Origin of the sequence: Actinoplanes solisilvae (assembly GCF_003999975.1) — a bacterium.
Taxonomy (GTDB): domain Bacteria; phylum Actinomycetota; class Actinomycetes; order Mycobacteriales; family Micromonosporaceae; genus Actinoplanes; species Actinoplanes solisilvae.
Genome location: NZ_RJAC01000010.1, coordinates 54,660 through 80,940 on the forward strand (window position 1 = coordinate 54,660; position 26,281 = coordinate 80,940).

Annotated in this window: 23 protein-coding genes; 19 read left to right on the forward strand and 4 right to left on the reverse strand. The window is 71.7% G+C overall.

All coding sequences use genetic code 11. From position 1 onward, the window contains the following. Positions 1 to 7 precede the first annotated feature (7 nt). From EER30_RS24230 to EER30_RS24260, 7 genes are all read left to right on the forward strand, one after another. Positions 8 to 652, forward strand: coding sequence for a GntR family transcriptional regulator (locus tag EER30_RS24230; RefSeq protein ID WP_127502823.1), 645 nt, complete (start codon positions 8 to 10; stop codon positions 650 to 652). A gap of 484 nt (positions 653 to 1,136) precedes the next feature. Next, entirely contained in the window at positions 1,137 to 2,402 is a 1,266-nt protein-coding gene (locus tag EER30_RS24235; RefSeq protein WP_127502825.1) for an ABC transporter substrate-binding protein, read from the forward strand. A gap of 13 nt (positions 2,403 to 2,415) precedes the next feature. Further along, positions 2,416 to 3,291, forward strand: coding sequence for a carbohydrate ABC transporter permease (locus tag EER30_RS24240; protein ID WP_205650393.1), 876 nt, complete (start codon positions 2,416 to 2,418; stop codon positions 3,289 to 3,291). After that, positions 3,288 to 4,100 carry a carbohydrate ABC transporter permease gene (locus tag EER30_RS24245; protein ID WP_205650394.1) on the forward strand — a complete coding sequence of 271 codons (813 nt, stop codon included), beginning with the start codon at positions 3,288 to 3,290 and terminating at the stop codon, positions 4,098 to 4,100. Before EER30_RS24240 ends, EER30_RS24245 begins: the two co-directional genes overlap by 4 nt. Next, positions 4,097 to 5,899: a DUF8034 domain-containing protein gene (locus EER30_RS24250; RefSeq protein WP_127502828.1), complete on the forward strand. Its 1,803-nt coding sequence runs from the start codon at positions 4,097 to 4,099 to the stop codon at positions 5,897 to 5,899. The genes EER30_RS24245 and EER30_RS24250 overlap by 4 nt, the downstream gene beginning before the upstream one ends. Before the next feature lie 3 nt (positions 5,900 to 5,902). After that, the gene (locus EER30_RS24255) at positions 5,903 to 6,673 is read left to right on the forward strand and encodes an RraA family protein (protein WP_127502830.1); all 771 of its coding nucleotides are present in this window, start codon (positions 5,903 to 5,905) and stop codon (positions 6,671 to 6,673) included. After that, on the forward strand, positions 6,666 to 7,529 hold the full coding sequence (locus tag EER30_RS24260) for an aldo/keto reductase (protein WP_127502831.1): 864 nt from the start codon (positions 6,666 to 6,668) through the stop codon (positions 7,527 to 7,529). Before EER30_RS24255 ends, EER30_RS24260 begins: the two co-directional genes overlap by 8 nt. Here the strand turns inward: EER30_RS24260 and EER30_RS24265 are convergent. Genes EER30_RS24265 through EER30_RS24275 form a run of 3 tightly spaced genes read right to left on the reverse strand, consistent with a single transcriptional unit; the run spans position 7,481 to position 13,714 of the window. Further along, positions 7,481 to 8,290, reverse strand: coding sequence for an amidohydrolase family protein (locus EER30_RS24265; RefSeq protein ID WP_127502832.1), 810 nt, complete (start codon positions 8,288 to 8,290; stop codon positions 7,481 to 7,483). The genes EER30_RS24260 and EER30_RS24265 overlap by 49 nt on opposite strands. A gap of 4 nt (positions 8,291 to 8,294) precedes the next feature. Continuing rightward, complete coding sequence (locus EER30_RS24270; protein ID WP_127502833.1) at positions 8,295 to 10,973, reverse strand: helix-turn-helix transcriptional regulator; 2,679 nt, start codon at positions 10,971 to 10,973, stop codon at positions 8,295 to 8,297. Beyond that, positions 10,970 to 13,714 carry a helix-turn-helix transcriptional regulator gene (locus EER30_RS24275; protein ID WP_164842465.1) on the reverse strand — a complete coding sequence of 915 codons (2,745 nt, stop codon included), beginning with the start codon at positions 13,712 to 13,714 and terminating at the stop codon, positions 10,970 to 10,972. The genes EER30_RS24270 and EER30_RS24275 overlap by 4 nt, the downstream gene beginning before the upstream one ends. A 250-nt stretch (positions 13,715 to 13,964) precedes the next feature. Here EER30_RS24275 and EER30_RS24280 point away from each other — a divergent pair, with 250 nt between their 5' ends. Genes EER30_RS24280 through EER30_RS24295 form a run of 4 tightly spaced genes read left to right on the forward strand, consistent with a single transcriptional unit; the run spans position 13,965 to position 16,940 of the window. Then, complete coding sequence (locus tag EER30_RS24280; protein WP_127502837.1) at positions 13,965 to 14,672, forward strand: SDR family NAD(P)-dependent oxidoreductase; 708 nt, start codon at positions 13,965 to 13,967, stop codon at positions 14,670 to 14,672. Positions 14,673 to 14,690: 18 nt separating this feature from the next. Continuing rightward, positions 14,691 to 15,299, forward strand: coding sequence for a TetR/AcrR family transcriptional regulator (locus tag EER30_RS24285; RefSeq protein ID WP_127502839.1), 609 nt, complete (start codon positions 14,691 to 14,693; stop codon positions 15,297 to 15,299). Between the two features lie 20 nt (positions 15,300 to 15,319). Then, positions 15,320 to 16,147: an NAD(P)-dependent oxidoreductase gene (locus tag EER30_RS24290; protein WP_127502841.1), complete on the forward strand. Its 828-nt coding sequence runs from the start codon at positions 15,320 to 15,322 to the stop codon at positions 16,145 to 16,147. Positions 16,148 to 16,151: 4 nt separating this feature from the next. Then, positions 16,152 to 16,940: an NAD(P)-dependent oxidoreductase gene (locus EER30_RS24295; RefSeq protein WP_127502843.1), complete on the forward strand. Its 789-nt coding sequence runs from the start codon at positions 16,152 to 16,154 to the stop codon at positions 16,938 to 16,940. A gap of 203 nt (positions 16,941 to 17,143) precedes the next feature. On the opposite strand, the gene EER30_RS24300 is transcribed toward EER30_RS24295, so the two are convergent. Beyond that, on the reverse strand, positions 17,144 to 17,746 hold the full coding sequence (locus EER30_RS24300) for a short chain dehydrogenase (RefSeq protein ID WP_127502845.1): 603 nt from the start codon (positions 17,744 to 17,746) through the stop codon (positions 17,144 to 17,146). Positions 17,747 to 17,853: 107 nt separating this feature from the next. Between EER30_RS24300 and EER30_RS24305 the strand changes: the two genes are divergently transcribed. The 8 genes from EER30_RS24305 to EER30_RS24340 all read left to right on the forward strand — a co-directional run bounded on the left by EER30_RS24305 (position 17,854) and on the right by EER30_RS24340 (position 26,226). After that, positions 17,854 to 19,839, forward strand: a complete 1,986-nt coding sequence (locus EER30_RS24305) for a hypothetical protein (RefSeq protein WP_127502846.1) — start codon at positions 17,854 to 17,856, stop codon at positions 19,837 to 19,839. Continuing rightward, complete coding sequence (locus EER30_RS24310) at positions 19,815 to 20,039, forward strand: hypothetical protein (protein ID WP_127502847.1); 225 nt, start codon at positions 19,815 to 19,817, stop codon at positions 20,037 to 20,039. The genes EER30_RS24305 and EER30_RS24310 overlap by 25 nt, the downstream gene beginning before the upstream one ends. Next, the gene (locus tag EER30_RS24315) at positions 20,036 to 21,643 is read left to right on the forward strand and encodes a CocE/NonD family hydrolase (protein WP_127502849.1); all 1,608 of its coding nucleotides are present in this window, start codon (positions 20,036 to 20,038) and stop codon (positions 21,641 to 21,643) included. Before EER30_RS24310 ends, EER30_RS24315 begins: the two co-directional genes overlap by 4 nt. Positions 21,644 to 21,679: 36 nt before the next feature. After that, positions 21,680 to 22,630 carry a helix-turn-helix domain-containing protein gene (locus EER30_RS24320; RefSeq protein ID WP_127502851.1) on the forward strand — a complete coding sequence of 317 codons (951 nt, stop codon included), beginning with the start codon at positions 21,680 to 21,682 and terminating at the stop codon, positions 22,628 to 22,630. A 156-nt stretch (positions 22,631 to 22,786) separates the two neighbouring features. After that, the gene (locus EER30_RS24325) at positions 22,787 to 23,572 is read left to right on the forward strand and encodes an alpha/beta fold hydrolase (protein WP_127502853.1); all 786 of its coding nucleotides are present in this window, start codon (positions 22,787 to 22,789) and stop codon (positions 23,570 to 23,572) included. Beyond that, entirely contained in the window at positions 23,569 to 24,363 is a 795-nt protein-coding gene (locus EER30_RS24330; protein WP_127502854.1) for an alpha/beta hydrolase, read from the forward strand. The genes EER30_RS24325 and EER30_RS24330 overlap by 4 nt, the downstream gene beginning before the upstream one ends. Positions 24,364 to 24,433: 70 nt before the next feature. Continuing rightward, positions 24,434 to 25,303: a PhzF family phenazine biosynthesis protein gene (locus EER30_RS24335; RefSeq protein ID WP_127502855.1), complete on the forward strand. Its 870-nt coding sequence runs from the start codon at positions 24,434 to 24,436 to the stop codon at positions 25,301 to 25,303. A gap of 35 nt (positions 25,304 to 25,338) precedes the next feature. Continuing rightward, a complete protein-coding gene (locus tag EER30_RS24340; protein WP_127502856.1) occupies positions 25,339 to 26,226 on the forward strand; it encodes a fructose bisphosphate aldolase in 888 nt (295 codons plus the stop codon). Positions 26,227 to 26,281 lie beyond the last annotated feature (55 nt).

Sequence of the window (26,281 nt, forward strand, 5' to 3'; positions counted from 1 at the left end):
GCGGAACTTGTCATCACCCCCGGAAGCCACGCTGAGGCGCTCGCTGCTCTCCGACCAGGCGTACGACCTGGTGCGAAACTCGATCCTGGAGGGCACGCTGCCGCCCGGCGCCCGCATCGTCGAGTCGGAGCTCGCGCGGCAGCTCGGCGTCAGCCAGGCGCCGGTGCGAGAGGCGGTCAAGCGGCTGGTTCACGAGGGGTTGGTGATCTCGTTGCCGCGGCGGGGCAGCTACGTCCGGCAGATCTCCGACGACGAGGCGGCCGACGCCCGCGAGGTGCGCGGCCTGCTCGAGGAGTCGGCCGCCCGTGAGGCGATCACGCACTTCGACCTGGCCGCGCGGGTGCTGCTCGAACAGCTGGTCAACGGCATGCGGGAGGCGGCGATCGACAACGATCTCGCCGCCTTCCGCGGCTACGACATGGGCTTCCACCGCACGGTCATCGAGCTCAGCGGCAACAGCTATCTGCCCCGGCTGTGGGCCGTCATGGAGCCCAGCCTGCTGAGCTTGCGGATAGTGGGAGACCCCGGCTTCCAGGGCGACTGGACGGAAATGGCCGAGGCCCATCAGCGCCTGATCGAGGTGCTGGCCTCGGCCAACCGCGGCCGGGCGGCCGCCGCCTTCCTGAACCACGCGACCGGCGTAGAGGCCTGACGTCGAGGGCCGGCCTCAAAGCCCTGCCCGCCGTTGCCACCTCCGCCACCGGTACGGCCTGAGGCCTTCGCCGCACCTGATTCACCAGCACGCCTTGCCGATATGCCCCATCCGCACCATCTGATCATCGATTGCATACAATCGATTGCAGGCTGGCCAAAGCTCGGAAACGACACCGGCAGAGCACTGCTCGCGCACGCCCGCATGGGAAACCGGAGACGGCAGCAAGGCTGCTCAAGCACGCACGCCTGCGGGACCGGGCCGGGAGAAGCGCTGCTCACGCACGCACGCCAGCGGGACCGGACCGGGAGAAGCCCTGCTCAAGCACGGGGCCGTGCTCGGATCCGAGGCCTGGCGGAGCGCTGCCCCGCGCACGCACTCGTTTGTCACTGCGCCGAAACAAGCTATTGACACGTAACCGGCAGCCCGGTGATCATCTCTCCAATCGCTAATCGATAGGCGATTAGGAACCCGGGAGGGTGCCATGACCAACATTCGACGACGGGTGCTGGTGGCCACGGCGGCTGCCACCACCGCGATCCTTTTGACCGCTTGCTCCTCGTCCGGGGGCTTCCAGGACACCGGCGGCGCCGGTGACGCCACCTCGGCCAACCTCCGGCTGCTCGTCAACGTCACCCCGGTGCTGACCAAGCAGTTCTACGAGGACCTCGTGAAGCCCTACACCGACGCCCACCCCGGCATCACCGTGACGATCGAGGCCCCCACCGCCGCCGACGTCAGCGCCACCCTTCAGCAGCAGCTCGCCGCCGGCTCCCCGCCCGACCTCGTCTCCGGCAGCCTCGGCCGCGACACCGTCCCCCAGCTCGCCGCCCTCCCCGAGGAGCAGTGGGTCAAGGACGCCCCCTACGCCGAGCAGTCCCGCGTCGGCGGCGTCATGTGGCAGGCCGGCAGCGGCAACCAGGTGCAGTCCCTCGTGTTCTACAACAAGGCCGCCTTCACCAAGGCCGGCCTCACCGCTCCCCCGAAGTCGCTCGACGACCTCACCGCCGCCCTCGTCAAGCTCAAAGGCGCCGGCTACGTCCCCACCCAGACCGCCGGCGAATGGGTCACCGGCGCCCAGGTGCAGATGATGGCCAACAGCAACGTGCTCGGCGCGACCCCCGACTGGTTCGTCAAGCGCAACACCAAGGCCGTCACCTTCGCCGGCAGCCCGTGGAGCAAGGTGCTCGAGACCTACCACGGCTGGGTGAAGCAGGGCCTGACGCCGAAGGACGCGATGGGCCTGAAGTACCAGGACGCCATGGACCAGTTCCTCGCCGGCAAGTCCGCCACCTTCATCATGGGCGGCTGGTTCGTCCCCAGCGCCGACGAGGCCAAGAAGGACGTCGGCGTCTTCCCGATGCCGACTCTGGACGGAAACCCCGCCCCCGTCGCCGGCAACCCGTCGATCCCGTGGTCGGTCACCAAGTCGTCCAAGAACCAGGCGGCCGCGCTCGACCTGCTCAAGTTCCTGGTCACCGACAAGGACGCGGTCACCAAGGAGCTGAAGGCCGAGGGCAACTTCCGCAAGGGCTTCGAGTACGACGCCACGCCGCTGAACAAAGAGGTCGGCGCGATCGTCGAGCAGGCCCCGGCCACGGTTGTCGCCTCGAACGGCCAGGGCGACAACTCGGCCCCCACCGGCTTCAACGACGAGCTCAACAAACTCGTACAGGGCCTCTATCTCGACCAGAAGCCCGCGGACGTCCTGAAGTCGATCGACGGCTGGTACAGCTCGAATGCCAAATAGCAAGCGGCCGCGTGTGACGCTCCCCCTCGGGGCGTCGCACGCGGTGCTCCTCACCCCGGCCACGATCATGATCGTCCTGTTCATGATCGTGCCGATCGTCCTGGCGGCGTACCTGAGCTTCACCGACTGGGACGGCCTCACCCCGAACCCGCAGAGTGTCGGCTGGGACAACTACACCCGGCTGCTGCACGACGCCGACGTCGGCCACGCCGCGATCGTCACCCTGATCGTCACGGTCGTCGGCACCCTGGCCTGCAACGCCGCCGGGCTGGGCCTCGCGCTCCTGCTCAACCGCCCGGGCCGGCTCAACACCGTGCTGCGCGCGGTGGTCTTCTACCCGTACGTCATCGGGCCGATCATCATCGGGTTCCTGTGGTCGGCGATCCTGGGCGCGAACGGCGCGATCGCTCACGTGTTCAGCAACGCCGGACACAGTCCACTGCCGTTCCTGTCCGACCCGACCTGGGCGATCGGCAGCATCGTCGCCGTCGTGGTCTGGTCGCAGTTCGGCGTGAACGTCGTGCTCTACCTGGCCGGCCTGCAAACCGTCCCGCCCGCCCTGCACGAGGCGGCCCGCGTCGACGGCGCCGGCCGCTGGCAGACGTTCCGCTCGGTGACCTGGCCGATGCTCGCGCCCTCGGTCACCGTGAACCTGGTGCTGGTGCTCGTCGGCCTGCTGCGCGTCTACGAGATCGTGCTGGCGCTGACCGGCGGCGGCCCGGCGGGTCGCACCAACACGTTCGCCTTCCTCATTCTCAGCGAGTCGTTCCGCGCCAACCATCTCGGCTACGGCGCCGCCCAGGCGATCACGCTGATGGTCGTCATCGCCGCGCTGGCGCTGGGCCTGACCGCGCTGCGCCGCCGCGCCGAGGATGCGGTGACCGCGTGACGAAGCTGCTGAAAGCCCTCGCCGCTCTGGTCATGCTGGTGCCCGGCTACCTGCTGGTCGTCAACGCGTTCAAGAGCCAGGACGACATCACGCGCAGTCCGTTCGGCATCCCGTTCGACCGGCTGTCGCTCGACCACCTCGGCGCCGCGCTGTCCAATCCGGACTTTGCGATCACCAAGGCGTACGTGGTCACGGCGCTGTTCGCGGTGGCGGTGAACGTGCTCTCGCTGGCCGTCAGCGCCCCCGCCGCGTACGTCATCGCCCGTGGCACCCGCCTGCGACACCGTACGCTGCTGGGTCTTTTCCTGGTCGGTCTGTTCATCCCCAGTCAGGTGCTCGTGATCCCGGTGATCTACGTGCTCAAGTATCTGGGCCTGATGGGCACGGTGACCGGGTTCCTGCTGTATGAGACGACGCTGACCCTGCCCGTGTCGATGTTCCTCTACGTCGCCTACATCAAGACTCTCCCCCGCGAGCTCGACGAGGCCGCGCGGGTCGACGGGGCCGGCCCGATCGTGACGTTCTGGCGGGTCATCCTCCCGTTGATGCGCCCGGCCGTGGCGACCGCGGTCGTGCTGCACACCATCGGCGTCTGGACCGACTTCGTGAACCCGCAGATCATCCTCGGGCCCGGTTCGTCGCTCTACACGGTCACCACCAGCGTCTACGCGGCGATCGGCCGCTACTCGACAGACTTCACCGTCGTCTATCCCAACCTGCTGATGGCGGTCGCCCCGGTGCTGGTCTTCTTCGTCCTGCTGCAACGCAACATCGTCTCCGGGCTCACGGCGGGAGCGACCAAGGGATGACAGACACCGATATTCCGAGGTGGGCGGTGCTGCAACGCCGCCTGTTCGACCTGCTCGACACCGCGTGGCGGCGTTTCGAGGAGCTGTACTGCGCGCCCGACGGCTCGCTGGTCTACGAAGGACGGACCGTCGGCCGCGATGGTGTCGACGACTTCTACGAGCCGTTCTTCAACTGGCCCGCGCTCTACACGCTCGGCGGCGCCGACGACCTGCTCGACGCGAGCAAGCGCCACTTCGAGGGGGTGACCGCCCAGCTCGCCGAGCGGGGGCTGGTCACCGGCGAGTACGAGAACGGCTACGACTGGTTCCATCAGGGCGAGTCGCTGCTGTTCTTCTACAACCTGTGCGCCGCCGATCCCGTCTGGGGCCGGGAGCGGGCGCTGCGGTTCGCCGACCTCTACCTGCCCGATTCGCCGACCGGCAACTACGACGGCGTACGAAGAATGATGCGGGCGCCGCACGTCGGCGCGCTCGGCCCGCGCCCCGGGCTCGGCGAGGACCGGCCGTACGCGGCGAGCAACGAGGGCATGCGCAAGTACGGCCTGCCGCTGCGCGACCTCGACGGCATCAAGACCTGGGACGACCTGGCCGACCCGGGCAACGCGCAGCGGATGGCCGACGCGATGAACACCCGGCTCGGCGTCGGCGACATCCCGCTCAACCTCGCCGTCACGTCGTTGATGACCAACGCCTGGCTGTACGACCACGACGACCGCTACGCCGGTTTCGTGCGCGACTACGTCGGCGTCTGGCAGGACCGCACCCGGCACAACGGCGGCCTGATCCCGGACAACGTCGGGCCCGACGGCCTGGTCGGCGAGGCGCACGAGGGCCGCTGGTATGGCGGTCACTACGGCTGGACGTGGCCGCACGGCCTCTACAGCGTGGTCGCGCCGGCCCTGGTCGCGGCGGTCAACCACGCGCTGATCACCGGTGCGCCGGCCGGTCTGGCGATGCCGCGCGGCACGATCGAGAGAGCCCTGTCCCTGGCTCTGCTCGGCCCGATCGACCCGGAGGACTGCACGTTCTTCGACCACTGGCACGACCGGCTCGGCGCGGGCACCGGTGCGGCTCTCCTGCTCGTCCCCTACCGCCGCGACGAGGACGGCTGGTTCGACTTCCAGCCGCTGCCCCCGGCCTATCCGGCCTGGCTGTGGTGGATCGGCCGGGAGCGCGAGGACCGGCAACGGCTCGACGACCTGGCCGCCCTGTCGGGCTACGACTGGCGGCGGGTGCGCGCCTTCCGCGAGAAGGAGGAGGCCGGTCACGAGCCGCCCTGGCTGCGCTATCTGGCCGGCGACAACCCCGGCTATCCCGAGCGGGCGCTGGAGATGGCCATCGAGCAGGTGCGCGGCCGGCTCGCGGCGATGGAGAGCCGGCCGGGGCCGCCGCCGGGCGACGACATCCACTGGTGGCAGAACCTGAACCCGGTCGTCACCGAGATCCTCACGCAGCTCGTCGCGGGCGCGCCGCAGCAGCTCTACAACGGCGGACTGCCCCTGGCCCAGCTCCGCTGGACGGATGCCGCCCGCAACCGGCCCGGTCTGCCGCCGGACGTCGCCGCGCTCGTCGAGGAGCTGGCCGACGACCGGATCACCGTGCAGATCGTCAACCTGGGCGGCAACGCAGCCGACCTGGAACTGACCGGCGGCGGGTACGGCGAGCACCCGATCCGGACGGCCGACACCGGAGACGTCCACGACGGACGGCTGACGTTGAACGTGCCGCCTCGAACAACAATCCGGCTGCGGCTCACCGTCGAGCGCTTCGGAGCCCCCGCACGTCATCAAGGAGCATGAAAGATGTCCGAGATCAACACCGTCTGGCCCCTGCCGGTACGCGGCCCGTCCTACGAGCGCGCCGACAGCGCCCTGATCGAGGCGATGGCCCCGGTCAGCTCAGCGACGGCCTGCGCCTACCTGCACCAGATGGGCATCAGCCGCAGCTTCGTGGCCGGGCCGCGCCCGCTGACCGCCGGCAGCCGCATCGTCGGGCCGAGCGTGACGCTGCAGTTCATGCCGCAGCGCGAGGACGTGGCCAGCGGCGTCGACCAGGAGTACGTCGAGCGGACCACCGCGCTGTGGGCGGTGCTCGAGACCATCCAGCCCGGCGACGTGCTGGTCGTGCAGGCGTACGGCAGCCAGTTCACCGGGTGCCTCGGCGACATGCTGGTGCGCTACTTCAAGAAGCGCGGCGGGGCGGGCATCGTCGTGGACGGCCGGATCCGGGACGCGCCGCGGGTTCGCGAGCTGGGCGTGCCGATCTGGTGCACGGGCACGACCCCGCACTACGCCTCGCAGTCCGAGCTCTTCCCGTGGGCGTACGACGTGCCGGTGGCCGTGGGGGGAACCCTGTGCCTGCCCGGTGATCTCGTGGTGGCCGACGACGACGGCCCGGTGGTGGTGCCCCGGCGGCGCGCGGCCGAGGTCATCGAACGGTCCCGCGACCACGAGAGCTGGGAGGTGTTCAGCCGCATGCGCATCGACCAGGGCGCTGTGCTCTCCGACTACTACCCGCTGACCTCGAACAGCCGGGCCGAGTACGAGGCCTGGCTGTCAGCGCGACATGGCTGACCTGGTGCTGGGCACGGCCGCGCTCGGTGATCGGCCGGACGCCGGCGAGGGCGTCGCCACCGTGCTGGCCGCGGCCGAGGCGGGTATCACGAGGGTGGACACCAGCCCCTGGTACGGCCGGGGCGCCGCCGAACGCCGTCTCGGCCAGGCCCTCGGGCAGCTGCCGCCGGGGACGTTGACGATCTCGACGAAGGTCGGCTACGTCGTGTCGGACGACGACTGGTCGCGTCGCGAGCAGGACTTCAGTGCCGACGCCACGCTGCGTTCGCTGGAGAGCAGCCTGTCCCGGCTGGGCGTCGCCGAGGTCGACACGGTTCTCATCCACGACCCCGAGGACCACATGCGCGAAGCGCTCGTGGGCGCCTATCCCGCGCTGCACCGGCTGCGGGCCGAGGGGGTGGTGCGGGCGATCGGCGTCGGCATGAACCAGACGGCCGGGCCCGCGCGGTTCGTGCGCGAGACCGACCTCGACGTGGTTCTGGTGGCCGGGCGCTACACGCTGCTCGACCGCAGCGCCGGCGACGAGTTGCTGCCGCTGTGCCTCGAACGCGGCGTGGAGGTGCTCGCCGGGGGCGTGTTCAACACGGGTGTGCTGGCAAACCCCGAGCCGGGCGCGACCTACGACTACGCGCCCGCGCCGGCCGAGATCGTGGCTCGGGCACAGGCGTTGCAGTTCCTGTGTACGGCCTACGGCGTACCCCTGGCCGCAGCGGCCTTGCGGTTCCCGGCCCGGCATCCGGCGGTCGCGGCCGTGCTGCTCGGCCCGGCCGGGCGCGCGCAGCTCGCCGAGAACCTGCGCGACTGGGACTACCCGATCCCCGGCGAGCTCTGGGCCGAGCTGGACGCCAGCCGGTAGACGCGGCGGGCGGTGCCGGCCAGCACGTCGAGGTCGGCCACGCCCGCGACCGTCTCGGCCCACGACGCGTACGAGGGCGACACCGGCCAGTCGCCGCCGAACAGGCAGCGGTCGGCTCCGAAGACGGCGACCGCGTGGGTCAGCCGGTCGTGGATCAGGCCGGGGTCGGCGCCGGTCAGGCCCGAGAGCTTCACGACCACGTTGGGGCGCTCGGCGAGCCGGGCCAGCCGGTCGGCCCACGGCTGGCGTTCGGCCGGCCCGAAGCGAGGGTTGCCCACGTGGTCGAGCACAAAGGTGACCTCGGGAACGATCCGCGCCAGTTCGGTGACCTCGGGCAGCTGCGCCGCGTCGATGGTGAGGTCGGCGCTCAGTCCGAGGCCGGCCAGCAGCCGTACGCCGGTCAGATGCTCCTCGGTGAGCGGCGCCCCCACCCGCGCGCCCTGCAGGTTGTGCCGCACGCCCTTCACGAGCGGACGCGCGGCCAGTTCGCGCAGCACCGGCCCGGCCGCCTCGCCACGGTCGAGCGGGGCCTGCGCGACGATGCCGGCCAGCACCGGCCACTCGCGGGCCAGGGATTCGACCCACGCCACCTCGTCGAGGGCCCGATCGGCCCGTACGCCCGCCTCGATGAACACGGCCGCGGTCAGTTGCCGGCCGCCGGTGTCGAGGTCGGCCGGACGGAACGCGCGGTCGAGCCGGCCGGACAGCCACGGATAGGGCAGCACGGCCGGATCCCACAGGTGCAGGTGCGCGTCGATCACCCCCTCAGCCTAGGAGTGCGTCCCGCAGGGCGGCCCGCGAGGTGATCCCCAGCTTCGGGAAGGCGCGGTAGAGGTGGGCGCCGACCGTGCGGTGCGAGAGGTGCAGCCGTTCGCCGATCTGCTTGTTGGTCAGACCGCCCGCGGCCAGTTCGGCGATGCGGCGTTCCTGGGCCGACAGGGCTTCCGCGCCCTCGGGGTGCGTGTGACCGCGGCCCGCCGCGCGCAGGGCGGTCTCGGTGCGCTCGATCCACGGCCGGGCGCCGAGGCGCTGGAAGATCCGCAGGGCGGCGGCCAGCCGGGCCCGGGCGGCGGCGGTCTCACGGTTACGGCGCAGATGTTCCCCGTACGCGAGCAGGACGCGACCCTGTTCGAACGGCCACCGGTCAGCGCCGGGAACGGCGAGCGCCTTCTCGTACGCCGTGGTGCTCTCGGCGACCATCGCCGCGCAGCCGGCCACGCACAGGGCCAGGCGCGACGACAGGCGATCGACGCGAGCCTTGATCAGCGCCGTGACGTGGGCCCGCGCGGCGTCGTGGTGGCCCGACCCGATCGCGCCCTCGACCAGGTCGAGCAGCACCCACAACGCGTGCGGGACGTGCGGTGCGAGGTTCCCGGCCGGCGTGATCGCGCTCGCCTGCGCGTAGGCCTCGGCGAAGTCGCCGCGGGCGATCGCGGCCAGGGCGTGCACGTGGTGCGCGAACTGCTTGCCGATGCCCGCCCCGCGCCCCGCGAACTCGGCCGTCATGCGCCCGGTCGTCCGCAGGCCGCTTTCGAGGTCACCGCGGGCGACCGCGACCAGGGCCAGGTGGTAGCCGAGGATCGGGCGGTAGCGCGCGTAGCCGAACCGGTCGCAGCGGGCCCGCCCGTCGGCCGCCAGCAGGGTCAGCTCGGTCCACTGACCGGTGTGCCAGAGGTCGTTGCCGGTGCTGATCGTCGCGTGGATGGCCAGCGCCGCCGCGTCGCCGCGCCGGACCCGGGCCAGCGGGTCGAGGATCCGGCCCAGCCGGTCGGTGTAGACGCAGGCGAGCGACGTACGGGTGATCGTGATGGGGTTGTGCTCGTCGGCCAGACCGGTGACGGCGGCGTCGATCTCGTCCAGCAGCGCCGGTTCCAGCCGCACCGGGTCGCCGAACGCCCGCGCGCTCAGGTGCAGCAGCGGCGGAACCCGGGGGCGCAGCCGCGCGAGGGCCCGGTCGAGCGGCTCGTACAGCGCCGGGTCGGCGGCGAACCAGCAGGTCATCACGAGGCTGTGCAGGGCTTCGACGAGCAGTTCGTCGTTCGCGTCCCAGCGGCGCGGATGAGCCTCGACGGCCGCGACGAGCAGCCGGTACGCGACGTCGACGGCGATGCCACTGTTGAGCACGACCTGGGCGGCCGTGACCGCGAAGGGCAGCGAGTCGGCCAGCCCGGCGCTCTCGACGGCGGCCTGTTCGAGCAGGTGGGACGCGTCGGTGAGGTCACCGGCGACGTCGGCGCGGATCAGTGCGGCGGCCAGCAGGCGCCGGGAGCGGGTCACCGGGTCGGCGGTGAGTTCGGCGGCCCGGGTGAGCAGAGTTCCCGCGGCGGTCGCGTCGCCGTGCCGGATCGTCGTCTCGGCCAGGCGCCGCAGCCGGTCGGCCAGCTCGGCGTCGTGACCGACCGCGGCCGCCGCGAGGTGCACGGCCTGGCGATCCGGATCGCGGTCGAGGGCCCGGGCCAGAGCGCGGTGGGCGCGGCGGTGTTCGAGCTCGGTGGCGTTCTCGAGGCAGGCCGCGCGCAGCATCGGGTGGCGGAACAGCAGCCGCCGGGCGTCCGCGTCGACGGTGACGTACTGCCGCTGCTCGGCCGGGGCGGCGGCGTCGCGCACGTCGGTTCCCGGGGTCGCGGCCTGCAGGATCGTCAGGTCGCCGGTCGCTTCGAGGGCGGCCAGCAGTAGCAGGTCGCGGGTGGCGGCGGGCAGGCCGGCGAAGTGGGCGGCGGTCAGGGCCCGTACGCGATCGCCGAGGGGCAGCACGGCGGGCAGCGGGTCGGTGCCGGAGCGCTGGCGGCCGGTGAGGGCCGCCGCGTACTCGACCAGCGACAGCGGAATCCCCTCGCTCTCCGCGATCAGGCGGGCGCGGACGTGCGGGGCCAGCCCGGGGTGCCGCTCGTTCAGCAGCTCGACGGCGGCGAGTTCGTCGAGGCGGGCCAGGCGGTACTCACGCAGGCCCGCGTGCTGCAGCAGGCCGTGCGGCCACGGGCTGCGGCCGGCCAGAATCATCGCGCCCCCGTCGCCGGGCCGCAGCCGCCGGGCGACCACGGCGAAGATCCGGGCGCTGGCGTCGTCGAGGTCCTCGCCCTGGTCGACGACCACGACGGCCGGACGGGTCCGCAGCAGTCGCAGCAGGGCGTGCGCGACGGCGAGCTCGGCCAGGGGCGGCCCGCCGGCCAGGCCAAGGGTGACGTGCAGCGCGCTGCGGTCGGCCGGCGGCAACGCGTCGATCAGGCCGGGCACGGGAGCCAGGAGCCGGTCGAGGGCGGCGTACGGGGTGGCGGTGGCCTCGGATCCGGTGGCCCGCAGCACGTCCGGGCCGGCGAACCGGTCGAGCAGGGCGGACTTGCCCACGCCGGGTTCCCCGGTGACGAGCAGGGCGCCGCCGCCCTCGGCCAGGAAAGCGCTCAGGGCCGCGAGATCGGCGTCGCGGCCGTGCAGGGTGCCGCTCATGGCGCGCCGCCGGGCGTCAGGGCGTCGCGCAGCGTGCTGCGGGACGTGATGGCGAGCTTGCGGTAGACCTGGCGCAGGTGGGCGGCGACGGTCACCGGCGAGATCAGCAGCCGGTCGGCGATCTGGCGGTTGCTGCGGCCCGCCGCGGCGAGATCGGCAACCTCGCGTTCCTGGGCGGTCAGGTGCCGGCCGCGCCGGGAGGCCGCCGCCTCCAGTTCGCGGGCGGCCCGCTCGGCCCACGGAGTCGCACCCAGACGGCGGAAGATCGTCAACGCCGCGGCGAGCTCGTCGCGGGCCTGCGACCTGGAACGGGTGCGGCGCAACAGTTCGCCGTAGGAAAGGTGGAGCCGTGCGGCTTCGAACGGGTAGGCGACGGCGGCGGGCAGGGCGAGCGCGCGCGGGAACAGTTCCAGGGAGGCCGGTTGGGTCATCGCCGCGGCGCCCGCGGCCAGCAGGGCGAGCCGGTCGGAGAGGGGCGCGACCGCCTGCAACGCGGTGGCGTGCGCGAAGGCGTCCGCGGAACGTCCGACGCGGGTCGCCGACTCGATCAGGTCGAGCGCGCAGCGCAGCACGACCGGGTCGCTCGGCAGGGTCCCGGGCGTGGTGGCCGCCGTGGCGTGCTGGAAGGCGTCCTCGAAGTCCCCGGCGGCGAGAGCCGCGGCCGCCCGCACGTGGTGGCCCCACTGCGCCAGCGCGCCAAGTCCGCGCGGGGTCGCCCACGACACGATCCGCCCGGTCTCGGCCTCGATCCGCGCGCCGTCACCGCGTAGCGCCGACACGTGCAGCTGGATCATGCGCGCCAGCCGCGCGGTGAACTCGTCGCCGCGCACCTCGGAGCGCTGCCGCACCTCCTCGGCGGCGCCGACGGCCTGATCCCACCGCCCGGCCGCGAAACCGTCGAAGGCCAGCGCGAACCAGCCGGTCAGGGCGAGCCGGCCGGCCTCTCCCCCGGCGGCGGCGCGCCGCAGCGCCCGGTGGCAGCGCGGACCCCGGTCGGTGACCAGCGCCAGCACCGCGGTGCGATAGATCCGGGCCGGGTCGGTCTCCCGGTCGATCCCGCTGACAAGCTCGTCGAGGGAGGCCCGGTCGGCGGCGGCCGAACCGCGGTGCACGCGGCTCCAGAGCCGGGCCAGCGGCGACAGCTCGCCGAGCCGGGCCAGGACCTCGTCGCACGACTGCCACACCTCGTCGCGGGCGGCCAGCCGGGCCGTCTCGACCAGTTCGACCGCCGCATCGCTCAGCTCGGGATCGTCCGGGCCGAGGACGCGGACGGCGTCGGTGACAGCCGACCGGAGCAGTCGGTGCGCGGAATCGACGTCGCCGTGCCGGCCGATGAGCACGTGCGCTGCGGCCACGGCGGCGGCCAGGGAACGAGCGGCGTCGGGCTCGGCCGTGCGGGCGGCCTCGAGCAACTGGACGGTGAACCGCAGATCGCCGCCGAGCGTGGCTCCCACGTACGCGGCCCGGGCCAGCCGCCGGGAACGGCTCGACGCCTCCGGGCTCTGCTCGGCCGCCTGCATCAGTGCGGTGACGGCCTCGGTCGTCGCCCCGTCCCGCAACGACTGCCGGGCACCCTCCTCGAGCAGTCCGGCGACCGCCTCGTCCGGTTCGAGCGACGCCTCGGCCCGATGCCGCGCCCGCCGCAGCGGATCGCCGGCCAGCTCGGCCAGGGTTCGATGGGCGCGGGCCCGCTCCCCCGCCGTGGCGACCGCGATGACCGCCCCGCGCAGCAGCGCATGCCGGAACCGCGACCCCGTGCCGTCGAGGAGCGGCCGCGCCGGTTCCAGATGCGGCAGCCCGGGCGGCGGCTCCTCGGCCAGCGCCATGATCAGCAGCGAATGCCGGGTGCCGGGCGGCAGATCGACGAGCATTTCCGCGTACGCCCGTCGCAGCGGCCCGGGTGGCAACGGCGGCACCGGGCAGCGCCGGAACCCGGGCGGTGGGACGGCCCCGAAGTCGAGCACGGCCTGCGGATTGCCCGCGGCCGCCGCCACCACCCGCCGCCTCGCGACCGCCGGCAGGCTCAGACGGTCGGCCAGGCGCGAGGCGTCCGCGGCGTCCAGCGGGGGGATCTCGCGTGCGGGCCAGCTCAGCGCGGCCGGCGGGGAGGGGCCGCGCGCGGCGCCGAGCAGCCCGAATCCGCCGCCGTCGCGCGCGCGGCGCCCGAGCATGTCGAGCACCGCCAGGCTGGCCGCGTCGCCCCACTGCAGATCGTCGAACACGACGAGCACGGGGGCGCCGCACGGCATCCGGGTCAGCCGGGCCGCCAAGAACGCCGCATGCGGCTCGTCCGGCGGCGCGTGGTCCGGCTCGCGCCGCTCTTCCAGCAGCGCGATGTCCGGCTCGCGCGGGTCTTCCAGCAGCGCGTGGTCCGGCTCGCCGAGTTCCTCCAGCAGCGCGTGCAGCAGGGCGCGCTCGACGTCGACCTCCAGCGGCCCGGCGGCGACCCGGCGGACGTCGAGGCCGCTCGCTCCGGCGGTGGCGTCGTCGAGCAGCGCCGTCTTGCCGACGCCCGGATCGCCGTGGAGCAGCAGCGCGTCCCCGCCCGCGCGGACGCGATCGAGGAAAGCGTTCAGCTCGGCGCGCTCGGCCGCCCGGCCGATCAGCCGATCGCCGCGGGTGGTGCCGTCCCGGTCGATCAGCCGATCGCCGCTTGTGGCGCCGTCCCGGTCGATCAGCCGATCGCCGCTTGTGGCGCCGTCCCGGCCGATCAGGCCGGTGGCGCGGGTGCTGTCGCTCATGACGACCATCCGCGAGATGACTCAATGCCGGCGACGGACGCGCCCACGGCCCGGGGTCCCGGGGCGGCGACGAAGCCTCGCGGATCGGTGGTCAGCCGGACGATGTGGGCCGCCGCGAGCGGGGCGACTCTGGTGTTGACAGCGATGTCACGGTTGAGGGGGCGGCGAACGGAACGCATCTGTTGGTCGCCCCCTTCCGAAGGCCATCGCATCACTATCCAGTTAGTTACGCTAAACCCGGAGGCCAGAGGTGTCTACAGTCCTGATTACCGGCGCGAACAAGGGTCTCGGCCACGAGGCGGCCCGGCAGTTGATCGCGGCCGGGCACACCGTCTATGTCACCGCCCGGGACACCGGCCGTGGTCGTGCGGCGGCCGACCGGCTGGGCGCCCGTTTTGTCCAGCTCGACGTCACCGACGACGCGTCCGTGACCGCCGCGGCCAAGACGATCGAGACGGAGGGCGGGCTCGACGTGCTCGTCAACAACGCCGGGATCGAACCCCGCCGGCCCGACGGCGGGTTCATCCCGGCCCCCGAGGTGACCGCCGACCTGTTCCGCGAGGTGTTCGAGACCAACGTGTTCGGCCAGGTCCGCATGCTGCACGCGTTCCTGCCGCTGCTGCGGGACTCCCCCGCCCCGGTCGTGGTCAACGTGAGCAGTGGCGCGTCGCTGATGCGCGATCTGATCGACCCGGCGAACCCGGCCCACTTCTACCCGGACGTCGTCTACCCGTCGTCGAAGGCGGCCGTCAACATGCTCACGGTTCAATATTCGAAGGCGTACCCCGGCGTACGCATCAACGCGGTCGACCCGGGTTTCACCGCCACCGACCTCAACTTCCACGCCGGCACCCAGACGGTCGAGGAGGGCGCCGAGATCCTCGTGCGGATGGCCCAGATCGGCCCGGACGGCCCCACCGGCGGGCTGTTCGACGCCAAGGGGACGATCCCCTGGTAAGGACGTTAGGGTGGCGGGATGTCCGCTTCGACGGCTGAGCGGGAACCGCGCCCCCGCGGTTCCGGCAACTCGAAGGCGCTCCTGCTGAGTGCCGCGACCGTCGAGTTCGCCGAGTTCGGCCTGGCCGGCGCCCGCATCGACCGCATCGCCGAGCGCGCCGGGGTCAACAAGCGCCTGATCTACGTCTACTACGGCGACAAGGACAGGCTCTTCGACGCCGTCGTCGACGACCAGGCCCGCATGATGATCAGCGCGGTGCCGCTGACCGACGGCGACCTGGCGAAGTTCGCCGCCACCCGCTTCGACTACGTGCTGGCCAACCCGCAGGCCCGCCGCATCGCCGTCTGGGTCGCCTTCGAGCGGGCCGAGCCGTCCGACGCCGAGGTCGAGCGCTATCGCGACCGGCTGTCAACGGTCACGGCCGCACAGCGCGAGGGCCGCCTGCGCGACGACATCCCGGCGGCCGACCTGTTCGCGATCGTGCTGCGCATGACCGAGAGCTGGCTCAGCGCGCCGTCGGCCCTGCGGGTGGCCGCGGGCGAGGAGAAGACCTCCCCGGCCCGCCTGCGACAGCACCGGGCGGCGCTCATCGCCGCCGTGCGCAGCGTCGCCCAGCCCCAAGCCTGAACTTCTCAGAAGGATCTCTCATGCCCGTCATCGGATTCATCGGGCTCGGCGACCAGGGCGCACCGATCGCCCAGGCCATCGCCGACGCCGGCTACCCACTGCACGTCTGGGCCCGCCGCCCCGAGTCGCTCAAGGTGCTCGACACGTACCCGCACACCGTTCAGCCCACCGTCGCCGCGCTCGCCGCGGCCTGCGACGTCGTCGGGCTCTGCCTGCGCACGGACGCTGACAACGTCGCGATCGCGACCGACGGCGGCCTGCTGGCCGGCATGCGCCGCGGTGCTGTGCTGGTCAATCACGGCACCGGGCTGCCCCAGCAGGCGCGGCACCTGACCGAGCTGGCCGCCCCCTACGGCGTCGATGTGGTCGACGCGCCGGTCAGCGGCGGCCACGCGGTCGCGGTCGCCCGGCAGCTCACCACGATCGTCGGCGGTGACCCGCAGGTCGTCGAGCGGCTCACGCCGCTGTTCGCCACGTTCTCGAAGAAGGTCATCGCGGTCGGGCCGGCCGGTTCGGGCCAGTTCGGCAAGCTGTTCAACAACACCCTGATGATGATGAATCACCAGAACGCGCTCGACGTGTTCCGGCTGGCCGGGTCGCTCGGCCTGCCGATCCCGCCGCTGCTCGAGGTGTTGCTGAGCGGGTCGGCGTCGAGCTTCGCGCTGCAGGCGATCGGACCGTCGGTCACCTCGCAGAACGTGGCTCACCTGCAGACGCTCGAGCTGGTGGACATGAACCTGTTCGCCGGAGCGACCGCCTCGCTCGGCGACGCCGCCAAGCCGGTGGTCGACCGGGCGGTCGCCGGGGCGCGGGGGCTGAACGAGCTCACCGCCCTGCTGGGGGCCTGACCTCATGACGTACACGGTGGGCTTCATCGGTTCCCGCGACGAGGGCGCGCCGATCGCCCGCGCGATCGCCGACAACGGGTATCCGCTGCACGTGGTGGACGAGCCCGCGGGCGCTGACCTGCCCGGGCTCGCGCGGATCAGCGACGTAGTCGGGCTCTTCCTCGACGACGCCGGGAACTCGCGGACCCTCGTCGACGACGGGTTGCTCAAGGCGATGCGGCCCGGCAGCGCGGTCGTGAACTTCGCGAACGGCCTGCCGGAGGAGGCGCGACGGCTCGCGGGGATCAGCACACCGTACGGGGTGACGTTCCTCGATGTTCCGGTGAGCGGCGGGCCGGTCGCCGCGCAGAACAGGCAGCTCACCGCGATCGCCGGGGGCGACACCGCGACCGTGAGCCGGCTGGGCCCGCTCTTCGCGAGCTTTGCCACAACCGTTGTGCACGTCGGACCGTCCGGCTGCGGTCAGCAAGCGAAGCTGGTCAGCGACGCGCTCATGGCGATGAACCACCAGAACGCCCTCGAGGTGCTGCGGCTGGCCGTCGCGCTGGGCGTGCCGGTGCCGGGCCTGCTGGAGGTGTTGCGATCGGGCTCGGCGGGCAGCGTCGCGCTCGCCGCCGTCGGGCCGGTCATCACGACGGGCAACGCCGGGCACTTCCAGGAACTCGAACTGGACGACCTGCGGTTGTTCGGTGAGGCGGTCGAGCATCTGGGCGCGAGCGCGAGCCCGGTGGTCGACCGCGCGGTTGCCGGCGCCCAGAACCTGACCGAGTTGACCGCGCTCGTCACGGGTTGAGGCGCGACAGCTTGCCTCCGCCGTCGACCTCGGTCAGCGGGACCTCAAGGACAGTGGCGACGCGGTGCTGAGCGTGCGCGCGAACTGGATGAACGGCCGCACGGTGCCGTTCGCGTGGGCAGCATCCGAACCAGCGGGTCGGGCAGCACGCTCAGGAACTCGGGGACGCCCCGCGGGTCGGGCAGCCGGGCCGGCATCGCGGCTCACCCGACCCGGTGCAGGCGCACGATCTCGCCGTTGTACGGGTTGCTCATCAGGCGCAGGTAGGCCAATGCCACGTCGCGGGCGGGAACGGGGACGAAGCCGGGGAAGTACGGGTAGTACTGCGGCGACTCGACGAGGACGGTCGGGCTGACGCAGTTGATGCGCAGGCCCCGGGGCAGCTCGGTCGCGGCCGCGCGGACGAACGACTCGACCAGGCCGTTGACGGTCGCGCCGATGGTCATCGCACGGGTCACCTCGTCGCCCAGGATGCCGGAGACGAGGGTGAACGAGCCACCGTCGGCGATGTACGGCAGCGCGCTGCGCACGGCGTCGATCTGGCCCATTCCCTTCGAGCGCAACGAATCCCGCCACTGGTCGTCGGTCGAGTCGACCAGCGGGCCGGGGAAGACGTCGCCGGCCGCGCAGGCGACCGCGTCGAAGGTGCCGATCCGGGTGAACAGGTCGTCGAGGCTGGCCCGGTCGGTGACGTCGGCCTTCTCGTCCCCCGACCGGGAGACCCGGACGACCTCGTGTTCCGCCTCGTAGAGCGCTTCGGCCAGGGCAGAGCCGAGCGTTCCCGTACCGATCACGACAACTCGCATCCCTCCAGGCTCCCGCCCATTCCAGCGCGGCCGCATCGGGGGCCGTCACCACCGCCGGAAGCCGAAGAGGTGTGGACGCCTCACACCTCGGTGATCTAAGAAGAGGCATGCGGCGTCTTCTGGTCGTGGTTCTGCTGCTCGCCCTGGGCGCCGGCGTGGCGTACGGGTTGGACAGTGCGCTGCGCCTCTCGTGGACGCCGGCGACGGTGATGGCCGAGCCGTCGGGCGCGGCCCCGCCGCGCTCCCCCCCCGTCGCCGCGCCGATCGGGTCGGTGACGATGAACCGCCGCTCGCACCGGCTCGACGTCGCGGCAGAGGCGGTCACCGAGGCCGGCGACGGGCCGGGTGTGCTGCGGGTGGTCGTCGCGGGCGACAGCGATGAGGAGAGCTATCGGCTCGACGGCCTCACGCTGACCGCGCCGGGTGAGGCGGGGGCGGCCGCCGGCCTGTACGCGGTGGCCGACCAGCTCCGCTCGGGGCGAGCACTCACCACCGGGGCGGTGACGCCGAGGCTGGGGCTGCGCCTCACCGACGCGGGTTCCGTCGGGCGTGATGACGACCCGGCCGCGTGGCGTGGCGGCTCTGATTATTCGCTCAACACCGACATCGTGACGGGCGCGCTGCTGCCGGAGGCACCCTGGGCCGATCGGGCCGCCGTCGAGCGGATCGCCGTGCAGTTCCGGCAGTTCGTCGACCATGCCGCGGCGCAGGGCTACAACGCTGTGGTCGTGCCGGGGTTTCTTGAATACGTGACGTTCGACGGGCTGGGCGTTTATCGGTCCGGGGACCCGCATGTTGCTCGCGCGCGAGCACTGGTCGACGCGTTCGCGCCCGTGTTCTCGTACGCGGGAACCATGGGTTTCAAGGTTTTCTTTCTGATCGACATGCTGGCGCTCTCGGGGCCGCTCGACGCCTATCTGTCGGGGCGCGACGATCCGTGGCCGGTTTATCAGGCCGGGCTTCGGGAGCTGTTCGCGAGCATGCCGTTCGCGTCGGGGCTGATGGTGCGGATCGGTGAGGGCGGGTCGGCCTATCGCGCGCCGGGATGGGACTACTTCTCGCGGATCGCGGTGACCACGCCGGAACAGGTTCGCGCGATGCTGAAGGGTTTTCTGGCGGTGGCCGGTGAGAGCGGGCGCGACATCATCTTCCGGTCGTGGACGGTCGGGGTCGGGGCGGTCGGCGATCTGCATACGAACCCGGCGTCGTACGAGGAAGTGCTCGGGGGTCTTGATGATCCGCGCCTGATCGTGTCGACGAAGTTCACGCTCGGCGATTTCTACAGTCACCTGCCGCTCAATTCGACGCTCGGGGTGGGCTCGCAGCGGCGGATCGTCGAGTTTCAGGGGCGGCGCGAGTTCGAGGGGTTCGGGGCGCTGCCCAATGACCTGACGGCGCTGCACACCTCGGCACTGCGTGATCTGCTGGCTCGGAACAAGAACATCGAGGGTGTTTGGCTATGGACTCAGGACGGTGGGCCGTTGCGGGCGGGCCCCCGGACGCTGTATCTGCGTACGGGATTCTGGCAGCTCTACGACCTGAACGCGTACGCGATGGGTCGTCTCGCCCGGGCGCCGGACTCGGACCCGGCCGAGGTGACCGCCGACTGGGTACGGCAGACGTTCTCGGCCGATCCCGCGACCGTGGCCACGATGAGCCGGATGTTCGCGGTGTCGCGCGAGGCGGTGACGAAAGGGCTCTATCTGCGGCCCTACGCGGAGAATGCGGTGAAGGCGCTCGGGCTGGAACCGCCGCCGATGATGTGGATCTTCGAATGGGACATCGTCACCGGTGATTCCTCCGTGCTCGACACGATCTACGCCATCGGGCGCGACGAGGTTGAGGCGACCCTCGCGGACGGCGAGCGGGCGATCGCTCTCGCGCACGAGCAGCGAATCGCCGTGGCCGCGGTCGACCCGGCGAAATGGCGTGATCCGGCGCTGCGGCAACAGTTGCTGGACACACTCGAGTTTCAGAGCGATCTGTACGGCACGTTGGGCGCGTATCGCGCGATGGTGCTGCGGCGCGCGCAGTGGCTCGACACCGGCTCGGCGACGGCTCGTGAGCAGTGGCAGGCGGCGGGGGAAGCCTGATCTGGTCGGTCGGCCTGGAACGATCCCTGACCGCGTGGAACGACCAGCTCGCGCTGCTGCCGTGGGGCCTGCACCGCATCCTCGGCATCGTCACGTTCCTGGAGATCCCGCCGTCGCTGCCGATCTGGATCACCGCGACGGGGGTGGTCCTCACGCTGTTCCCGGCGCTTCCGGCTATGTTGCGAACATGGCGATTATGAGCCGATTGACCGGTCTGCTGGCTGACATCGCCCTCGGGCTGCCGAGATCGGCGGTGCCGTACGAGATGCGCGAGGACGTCGCCGTGCCGATGCCGGACGGCGTCACGCTGATGGCCAACCACTACCGGCCCGTCGGCGCGGACAGGCCGATGCCGGTCGTGCTCATCCGGGTGCCGTACGGCCGGGGCGGGGCGTACGGGAACCTGTTCGCGGCGCCCCTCGCGAGGCGCGGGCATCAGGTCTTCGTGCAGGCCACGCGGGGGACGTTCGGGTCGGGGGGCCAGTTCCGGCCGTTCACGACCGAGAAGGACGACGGGCTCGCGACGGTCGCGTGGCTGCGGGAACAACCCTGGTGCGACGGGCGCATCGCGATGGCCGGCGGCAGCTACTTCGGGCACACCCAGTGGGCCGTCGCGCCGTACGCGGATCCGCCCCTGACCTGCGTCGCGCCGCACATCACGTCGGCCAACGTGACCAACCGGCTGTTCTACGAGCAGGGCACGCCGTCGATCCACACGGCGCTGAGCTGGAGCGCGCAGATCGGCCGGCAGGAGCAGCCGGGCCTGCTCGCGGGGATGCCTGACCCGCGGGTGAGGACGCGGGTGCGGCGGGCGCTGGGGCGGTTGCCGTTGCAGGCGGTCGACGTGACGGTGGCGGGCGCGCCGGTGCCGTTCTGGCGCGACTTCGTGGAGCACGCACAGCCGGGTGACGAGTTCTGGTCGCAGGCCGACCACGACGGCGCCGACCTCACGCGCATGCCCCCGGTCAGCATGGTCACCGGCTGGTGGGACCTGTTCCTGCGCGGGAACCTGGCCGACTACACCGCTCTGCGGGCCGCGGGGGTGCCGGCGCGGCTGGTCGTCGGGCCGTGGCTGCACGGCGAACCCGGTGAGCTGCGCACCATCCTGCAGACCGACACGGTGTGGCTCGACCATCACCTGCGCGGCGGTCCGGCGCCGTCGGGGGCCCCGGTGCGCGTCCATCTGCAACGCGCCGATCGATGGCTCGAGTTTCAGGAATGGCCACCTTCGGGCGTACGGGATCAGGTCTGGCATCTCAACGACGAGGGGCGGCTCGGCCTGTCGCCGGACTCGTCGGCCGGCCGGTTCACCTACGACCCGGCGAATCCGACGCCGACCGTGGGCGGGCCGATGCTGCAACCGCCGGGCAAACAGGCCGACAACCGGATCGTCGAGGAGCGTCCCGACGTGCTGGTCTTCACCGGACCGGTGCTTGCCGCTCCGGTGGACGTCGTGGGACCGGTGCGCGCCTCGGTCAACGTGCGCACGTCGATCCCGTACGCCGATGTGTTCGTGCGCCTCTGCGACGTGGACGAGAAGGGCGTTTCGCGCAACGTGGTGGACGGGATCCGGCGGCTCACCGAGTTCGAGGGCGGGACGGTCGGCGTCGAACTGTTCCCGACCGCCTATCGATTCAGGACCGGGCATCGGCTGCGCGTGCAGGTCAGCGGCGGCGCTTTCCCCCGCTATGCCCGCAACATGGGGACCGCCGAGCCGTTCGGGGTGGCCACCGCCGGTCGCCCGTGCGACTTCGAAGTGCTGCACGACGGGTCACACATTGTGCTTCCGGTGCTTACCGACTGATGCGCTCGCCCTGATCACGGTGCGAGGCTGCCCCTCATGGGGTTTGTGCTCGACACCGCCGACCTGCCCGCCGCCGAGCGCGTGGAGGCCGTGCACGCGGCGATGATGTACGCCTCCGCGCCCTGCCACGTGCTGCACGAGGACCCGGACGGGCCGGTGCAAGCGCGCATGGAGGTGTGGGACTTCGGGGCGGCCACCATCTTCACGCAGCGCTCGACGGGGATCCGGCTGCTGCGCACGGCCAAGCTGGCCCGGCAGGACGGGATGCCGGTGGTGGCGCTGGCCGTGCAGCAGCGGGTCGAGGGGCGCATCGAGCAGGGCGGGCGGCAGCGGGTCGTGCCGCCGGGCGAACTGCTCGTCGTCGACCTGTCCGCGCCATACGACTACTCGTGGTCGGGTGACGGCGGGGCCGGGGCGCTGCAGATCCCGTACGACCAATTGGGTCTGCCTCTGGACCTGGTGCGGCGGGCCGCCTCCGAGGTGACCGCCAGCCCCCTCTACGGGCTGGTCGCGGCGCACATCGCTGAGCTGGCCCGCGACCCGGCGGCCATCACGGGCGACTCGGCCTCGGCGGCCGCGGCGGCGGCCAGCGTCGATCTGGCCCGGGCGCTGCTGGTCTCGGCGGCGCGCTCCGGACGGCCGGTCTACGTCGAGACACTGCTGACCCGGATCCGGGCGTTCACCCGGCAGCATCTCGCCGACGCCGCCCTCTCCCCCGGGCTCGTCGCGGCGGCCCACGGGATCTCCGAGCGGCAGCTCTACAAGCTCTGCGCCGAGGCCGGGTTCAGCCTCGAGCAGTGGATCATCAGCGAGCGGTTGCAGCGGGTCCGGCAGGAGCTGACCCTCCCCGACCGGCGACATCTGCCCATCGCCACCATCGCACTGGGCTGGGGTTTTCGCGATCCCACCCATTTCACCCGTCGATTCAAGGCGCGGTACGGGGTGACGCCTCGTCAATGGCGTCGGGATCAACTTCTTGCGGCGTGAGCCGACAACCGTGCGGACAGGGCCGTTTGCGCCGGTCACGATCTCGTTACGGTCAGGCAGTCGTGTCCAGCTGGATCAACCCCGCCCCCGCCCCGCCCCGTCTCGTCCCGCCTGCGCCGCGTCGCGGTGCACCGCCTCGTTGAACGGAGCCTGACCATGTCACCCACCCGCCGAACCGTGCTCGCCGGAGCCGCCGCCACCGGCGCGCTGGCCGCCGGACTGCCCGCCACCGCCGCCTCCGCCTCGCGCGGGCCCCGGCCGACGATCGTGCTGGTCCACGGCGCCTTCGCCGACGCTTCCGGATGGCACGACGTAGCCCGCTCGCTGCAGCGCGACGGCTACACCGTGATCGCCCCGGCCAATCCCTTGCGCAGCGTTCCCGGCGACTCGGCGTACCTGCGCAGCATTCTCGCCACGCTCAAGGGCCCGCTCGTGCTGGTCGGGCACTCGTACGGCGGTTTCGTCATCACCAACGCCTCGACCGGCAACGCCAATGTGAAAGCGCTCGTCTACATCGCGGCCTTCGCGCCGGATCAGGGCGACACGGTCGGTGGGCTGGCCGGCCGCTTCCCGGGCAGCCGGCTCGGCCCGCCCGTGCTCGACATCCGGCCCTACCCCGGCGGCGCCGACGGCTATATCAAGACCGGCGTCTTCCGCGAGATCTTCGCCGGTGACCTGCCCCGCGGCACCGCGGACTTCATGGCCGCCTCCCAGCGCCCCGGCGACCTGGCCACGTTCGACCAGAAATCCGGCGCGCCCGGCTGGAAGACCATCCCGTCGTGGTTCCAGGTCTCCCGCGACGACCAGGTCATCCCGGCCGCCGCCCAACGTTTCATGGCCAAGCGGGCGAAGTCGCACATCAGCGAGGTCGACGCCTCACACGTCGCGATGATCTCGCAGCCCCGCGCGACCACCCGGGTCATCATCCAGGCCGCGCGATGAGCACGATCGTCCTGGTCCACGGATTGTGGGTGACCCCGCGCAGCTGGGAGGCCTGGGTCCCGTACCTCGAGGGCAAAGGCCACACCGTGGTCACGTCGGCCTATCCGGGCTTCGAGGTCGAGGTCGAGGCCCTGCGCGCCGACACGACGCCGATCGCGACGGTCACCGTGCCCGAGACGATCGCCCACCTGGAGAAGGTCATCGCGGCGCTGCCCGAGAAGCCGATCATCATGGGGCACTCGTTCGGCGGCACCCTGACCCAGCTGCTGCTCGACCGCGGCCACGGCGTCGCCGGTGTGGTCATCGACTCGGCCCCGCCCGAGGGCATCCGGGTCAACCCGCCGTCGCAGATCAAGTCGCTGTTCCCGATCCTGAACAACCCGGCGAAACGTCACCAGGCGGCCGGGTTCACGCCCGAGCAGTGGCACTACGCCTTCACGAACACGCTGTCCGAAGAGGACTCGCTGGCGGCCTACAACCGTTACGCGATTCCGGCGCCGGGCAGCTGGGTGTGGTCGTACGGTCTGCTGGCGAACTTCACGCCGGGCAAGCAGGAGACGTGGGTCGACTTCCACAACGAGGAGAGGGCGCCGCTGCTGTTCATCGCCGGGGGCGCCGACCACATCATGCCGCCGTCGGTGAACAAGTCGAACGCCCACCACTACAAGGGCAGGACGACCGTCACCGAGTATTTCGAATTCGACGACCGCTCCCACTGGACCTGCGGCGAGCCCGGCTGGGAACAGGTCGCCGACAAGGCCCTCGACTGGGCGCTGGCCCGCGCCCGCTGATCGGGTCCCCGGGCTGGGGACCCGGTCGATCTGCGCGACCTCGGTTGATCTCGCCGGTTAAGGTCGGTCGATGAAGACCGTTTCGTTCGCGCTGGTGGATGTCTTCTCCGACCGGCCGCTGGCCGGGAACCCCCTGGCGGTGGTGCCGGACGCCGACGACCTCGACGAGGCGGTCCTGCCCCGCATCGCCAAGGAGTTCAACCAGTCCGAGACGACGTTCCTGGTCGCCGCGACCCGGCCCGGCGCCGATCATCAGCTTCGGTCGTTCACGCCGGCCGGGGTCGAGGTGTTCGGCGCCGGTCACAACGCGCTCGGCGCGTGGTGGTGGCTGGCCGCCAACGGCCGCCTCGACCGGTCGGGAGTCTGGCATCAGCAACTGGGCAGCGTGGTGCTGCCCGTCGAGGTCGAGTCGGACCGGATCGCGATGCGTCAGGAACCGGCCCGGTACGGCGACACGGTCGAGGCGGCTCCGCTCGCGAAGGCGCTGGGGGTGCCCGGCGCGGCGATGGGCGCTTCTGCGGCGTTGCCGGTAGCGCAGGTGGTGGACACCGGGGCGGGCCACCTGATGGTCGGCGTGCGTGACCGAGCGACGGTCGACGCGGCGTCACCCGACACGGCGGCCCTGCGCGAGCTGCTGCTGGCCGCCGGTGGTGAGGGCTGCTACGTCTATTCGCTCAACCCGATCGAGGCGGGCGACACCGCGTACGCCCGGTTCTTCAACCCGGTCGCCGGGATCACCGAGGACCCGGCCACCGGCACCGCCGCAGGCCCGCTGGCCAGCCTGCTGCACAAGCACGGCGTGGCCGGCGACACCGTCGCGATCATGCAGGGCCACCTCATCGGCCGCCCGTCCCGGCTCGAGGTGCGGCTCGACGGCACCACCCCGGTACTCTCGGGCGGCGCCACGATCAGTGCCACGGGAACGTTGCACCTGCCCTGAGCATGCGCTCCGGGGAAGCCGGGTACGGGGGAGACATGCGGAACGAGCAGCGGGCAAGGATCGCCGAAGGAGCCGGGTTCCTGGCGGCCCTCGATCAGAGTGGGGGCAGCACGCCGAAGGCGCTGGAGCTTTACGGAATACCGCCATCGTCATATGGCGATAAAACCGAAATGTTCGACCTCATGCAGACGTTCCGTGCGCGGATCATGACGTCGCCGGTGTTCGGCGGGGAGCGTGTCCTGGGGGCGATCCTGTTCGAGCAGACGATGGATCGCGACGTCGACGGCATCCCCTCCCCCGACTATCTGTGGGAACGCAAAGGCGTCGTGCCGTTCGTCAAGGTGGACGAGGGCCTCGCGGACCCGTCGGACGGCGTACGGCTGATGAAGCCCTTCACGAAGCTCGACAGCCTGCTCGCCCGGGCCGTCGAGCGCCGGATGTTCGGGACGAAAATGCGCTCGTTCGTCAGCCGGGCGTCGGCCGGCGGCATCAAGACCGTGCTCGACCAGCAGTTCTACTACGCGCAGGAGATCCTCGACGCCGGGCTGGTGCCGATCCTCGAACCCGAGATCGACATCCGCAGCACCGAGAAGGCGCACGCCGAGGAGTTGCTGAAAGCGGGAATCCTCGACCGTCTTCAGGTGATTCCCGACGGGAGCGCCGTGATGCTCAAGCTCTCGATCCCGACCGTCGACGACTTCTACGCCGAGCTCATCGGCCACCCGAAGGTGCTGCGTGTGGTCGCGCTGTCCGGCGGCTACAGCCAGGAGGAGGCCGACACGCGGCTGGCCCGCGACCACGGCCTGATCGCCAGCTTCTCGCGCGCGCTCGTCCAGGACCTGCGCGCGCAGCAGACCGACGACGAGTTCAACCGGACACTGGACGCCGCGATCACCGCCGTCTACCGCGCCTCGACGACCTGATCCCTGCGGCCGAAATTTCGCGGGCCAGGATCTGCGACGACCTTTTCTGCCCGGA

Bases quoted from the DNA above. Each gene is read 5' to 3' on its own strand.
- EER30_RS24290 (WP_127502841.1), top strand. From the start codon at position 15,320: ATGCCCGTCATCGGATTCATCGGGCTCGGCGACCAGGGCGCACCGATC.
- EER30_RS24270 (WP_127502833.1), bottom strand. From the start codon at position 10,973: ATGAGCGGCACCCTGCACGGCCGCGACGCCGATCTCGCGGCCCTGAGC.
- EER30_RS24325 (WP_127502853.1), top strand. From the start codon at position 22,787: ATGTCACCCACCCGCCGAACCGTGCTCGCCGGAGCCGCCGCCACCGGC.
- EER30_RS24295 (WP_127502843.1), top strand. From the start codon at position 16,152: ATGACGTACACGGTGGGCTTCATCGGTTCCCGCGACGAGGGCGCGCCG.
- EER30_RS24275 (WP_164842465.1), bottom strand. From the start codon at position 13,714: ATGAGCGACAGCACCCGCGCCACCGGCCTGATCGGCCGGGACGGCGCC.
- EER30_RS24335 (WP_127502855.1), top strand. From the start codon at position 24,434: ATGAAGACCGTTTCGTTCGCGCTGGTGGATGTCTTCTCCGACCGGCCG.
- EER30_RS24260 (WP_127502831.1), top strand. From the start codon at position 6,666: ATGGCTGACCTGGTGCTGGGCACGGCCGCGCTCGGTGATCGGCCGGAC.
- EER30_RS24305 (WP_127502846.1), top strand. From the start codon at position 17,854: ATGCGGCGTCTTCTGGTCGTGGTTCTGCTGCTCGCCCTGGGCGCCGGC.
- EER30_RS24315 (WP_127502849.1), top strand. From the start codon at position 20,036: ATGAGCCGATTGACCGGTCTGCTGGCTGACATCGCCCTCGGGCTGCCG.
- EER30_RS24255 (WP_127502830.1), top strand. From the start codon at position 5,903: ATGTCCGAGATCAACACCGTCTGGCCCCTGCCGGTACGCGGCCCGTCC.
- EER30_RS24330 (WP_127502854.1), top strand. From the start codon at position 23,569: ATGAGCACGATCGTCCTGGTCCACGGATTGTGGGTGACCCCGCGCAGC.
- EER30_RS24235 (WP_127502825.1), top strand. From the start codon at position 1,137: ATGACCAACATTCGACGACGGGTGCTGGTGGCCACGGCGGCTGCCACC.
- EER30_RS24300 (WP_127502845.1), bottom strand. From the start codon at position 17,746: ATGCGAGTTGTCGTGATCGGTACGGGAACGCTCGGCTCTGCCCTGGCC.
- EER30_RS24340 (WP_127502856.1), top strand. From the start codon at position 25,339: ATGCGGAACGAGCAGCGGGCAAGGATCGCCGAAGGAGCCGGGTTCCTG.
- EER30_RS24250 (WP_127502828.1), top strand. From the start codon at position 4,097: ATGACAGACACCGATATTCCGAGGTGGGCGGTGCTGCAACGCCGCCTG.
- EER30_RS24320 (WP_127502851.1), top strand. From the start codon at position 21,680: ATGGGGTTTGTGCTCGACACCGCCGACCTGCCCGCCGCCGAGCGCGTG.
- EER30_RS24285 (WP_127502839.1), top strand. From the start codon at position 14,691: ATGTCCGCTTCGACGGCTGAGCGGGAACCGCGCCCCCGCGGTTCCGGC.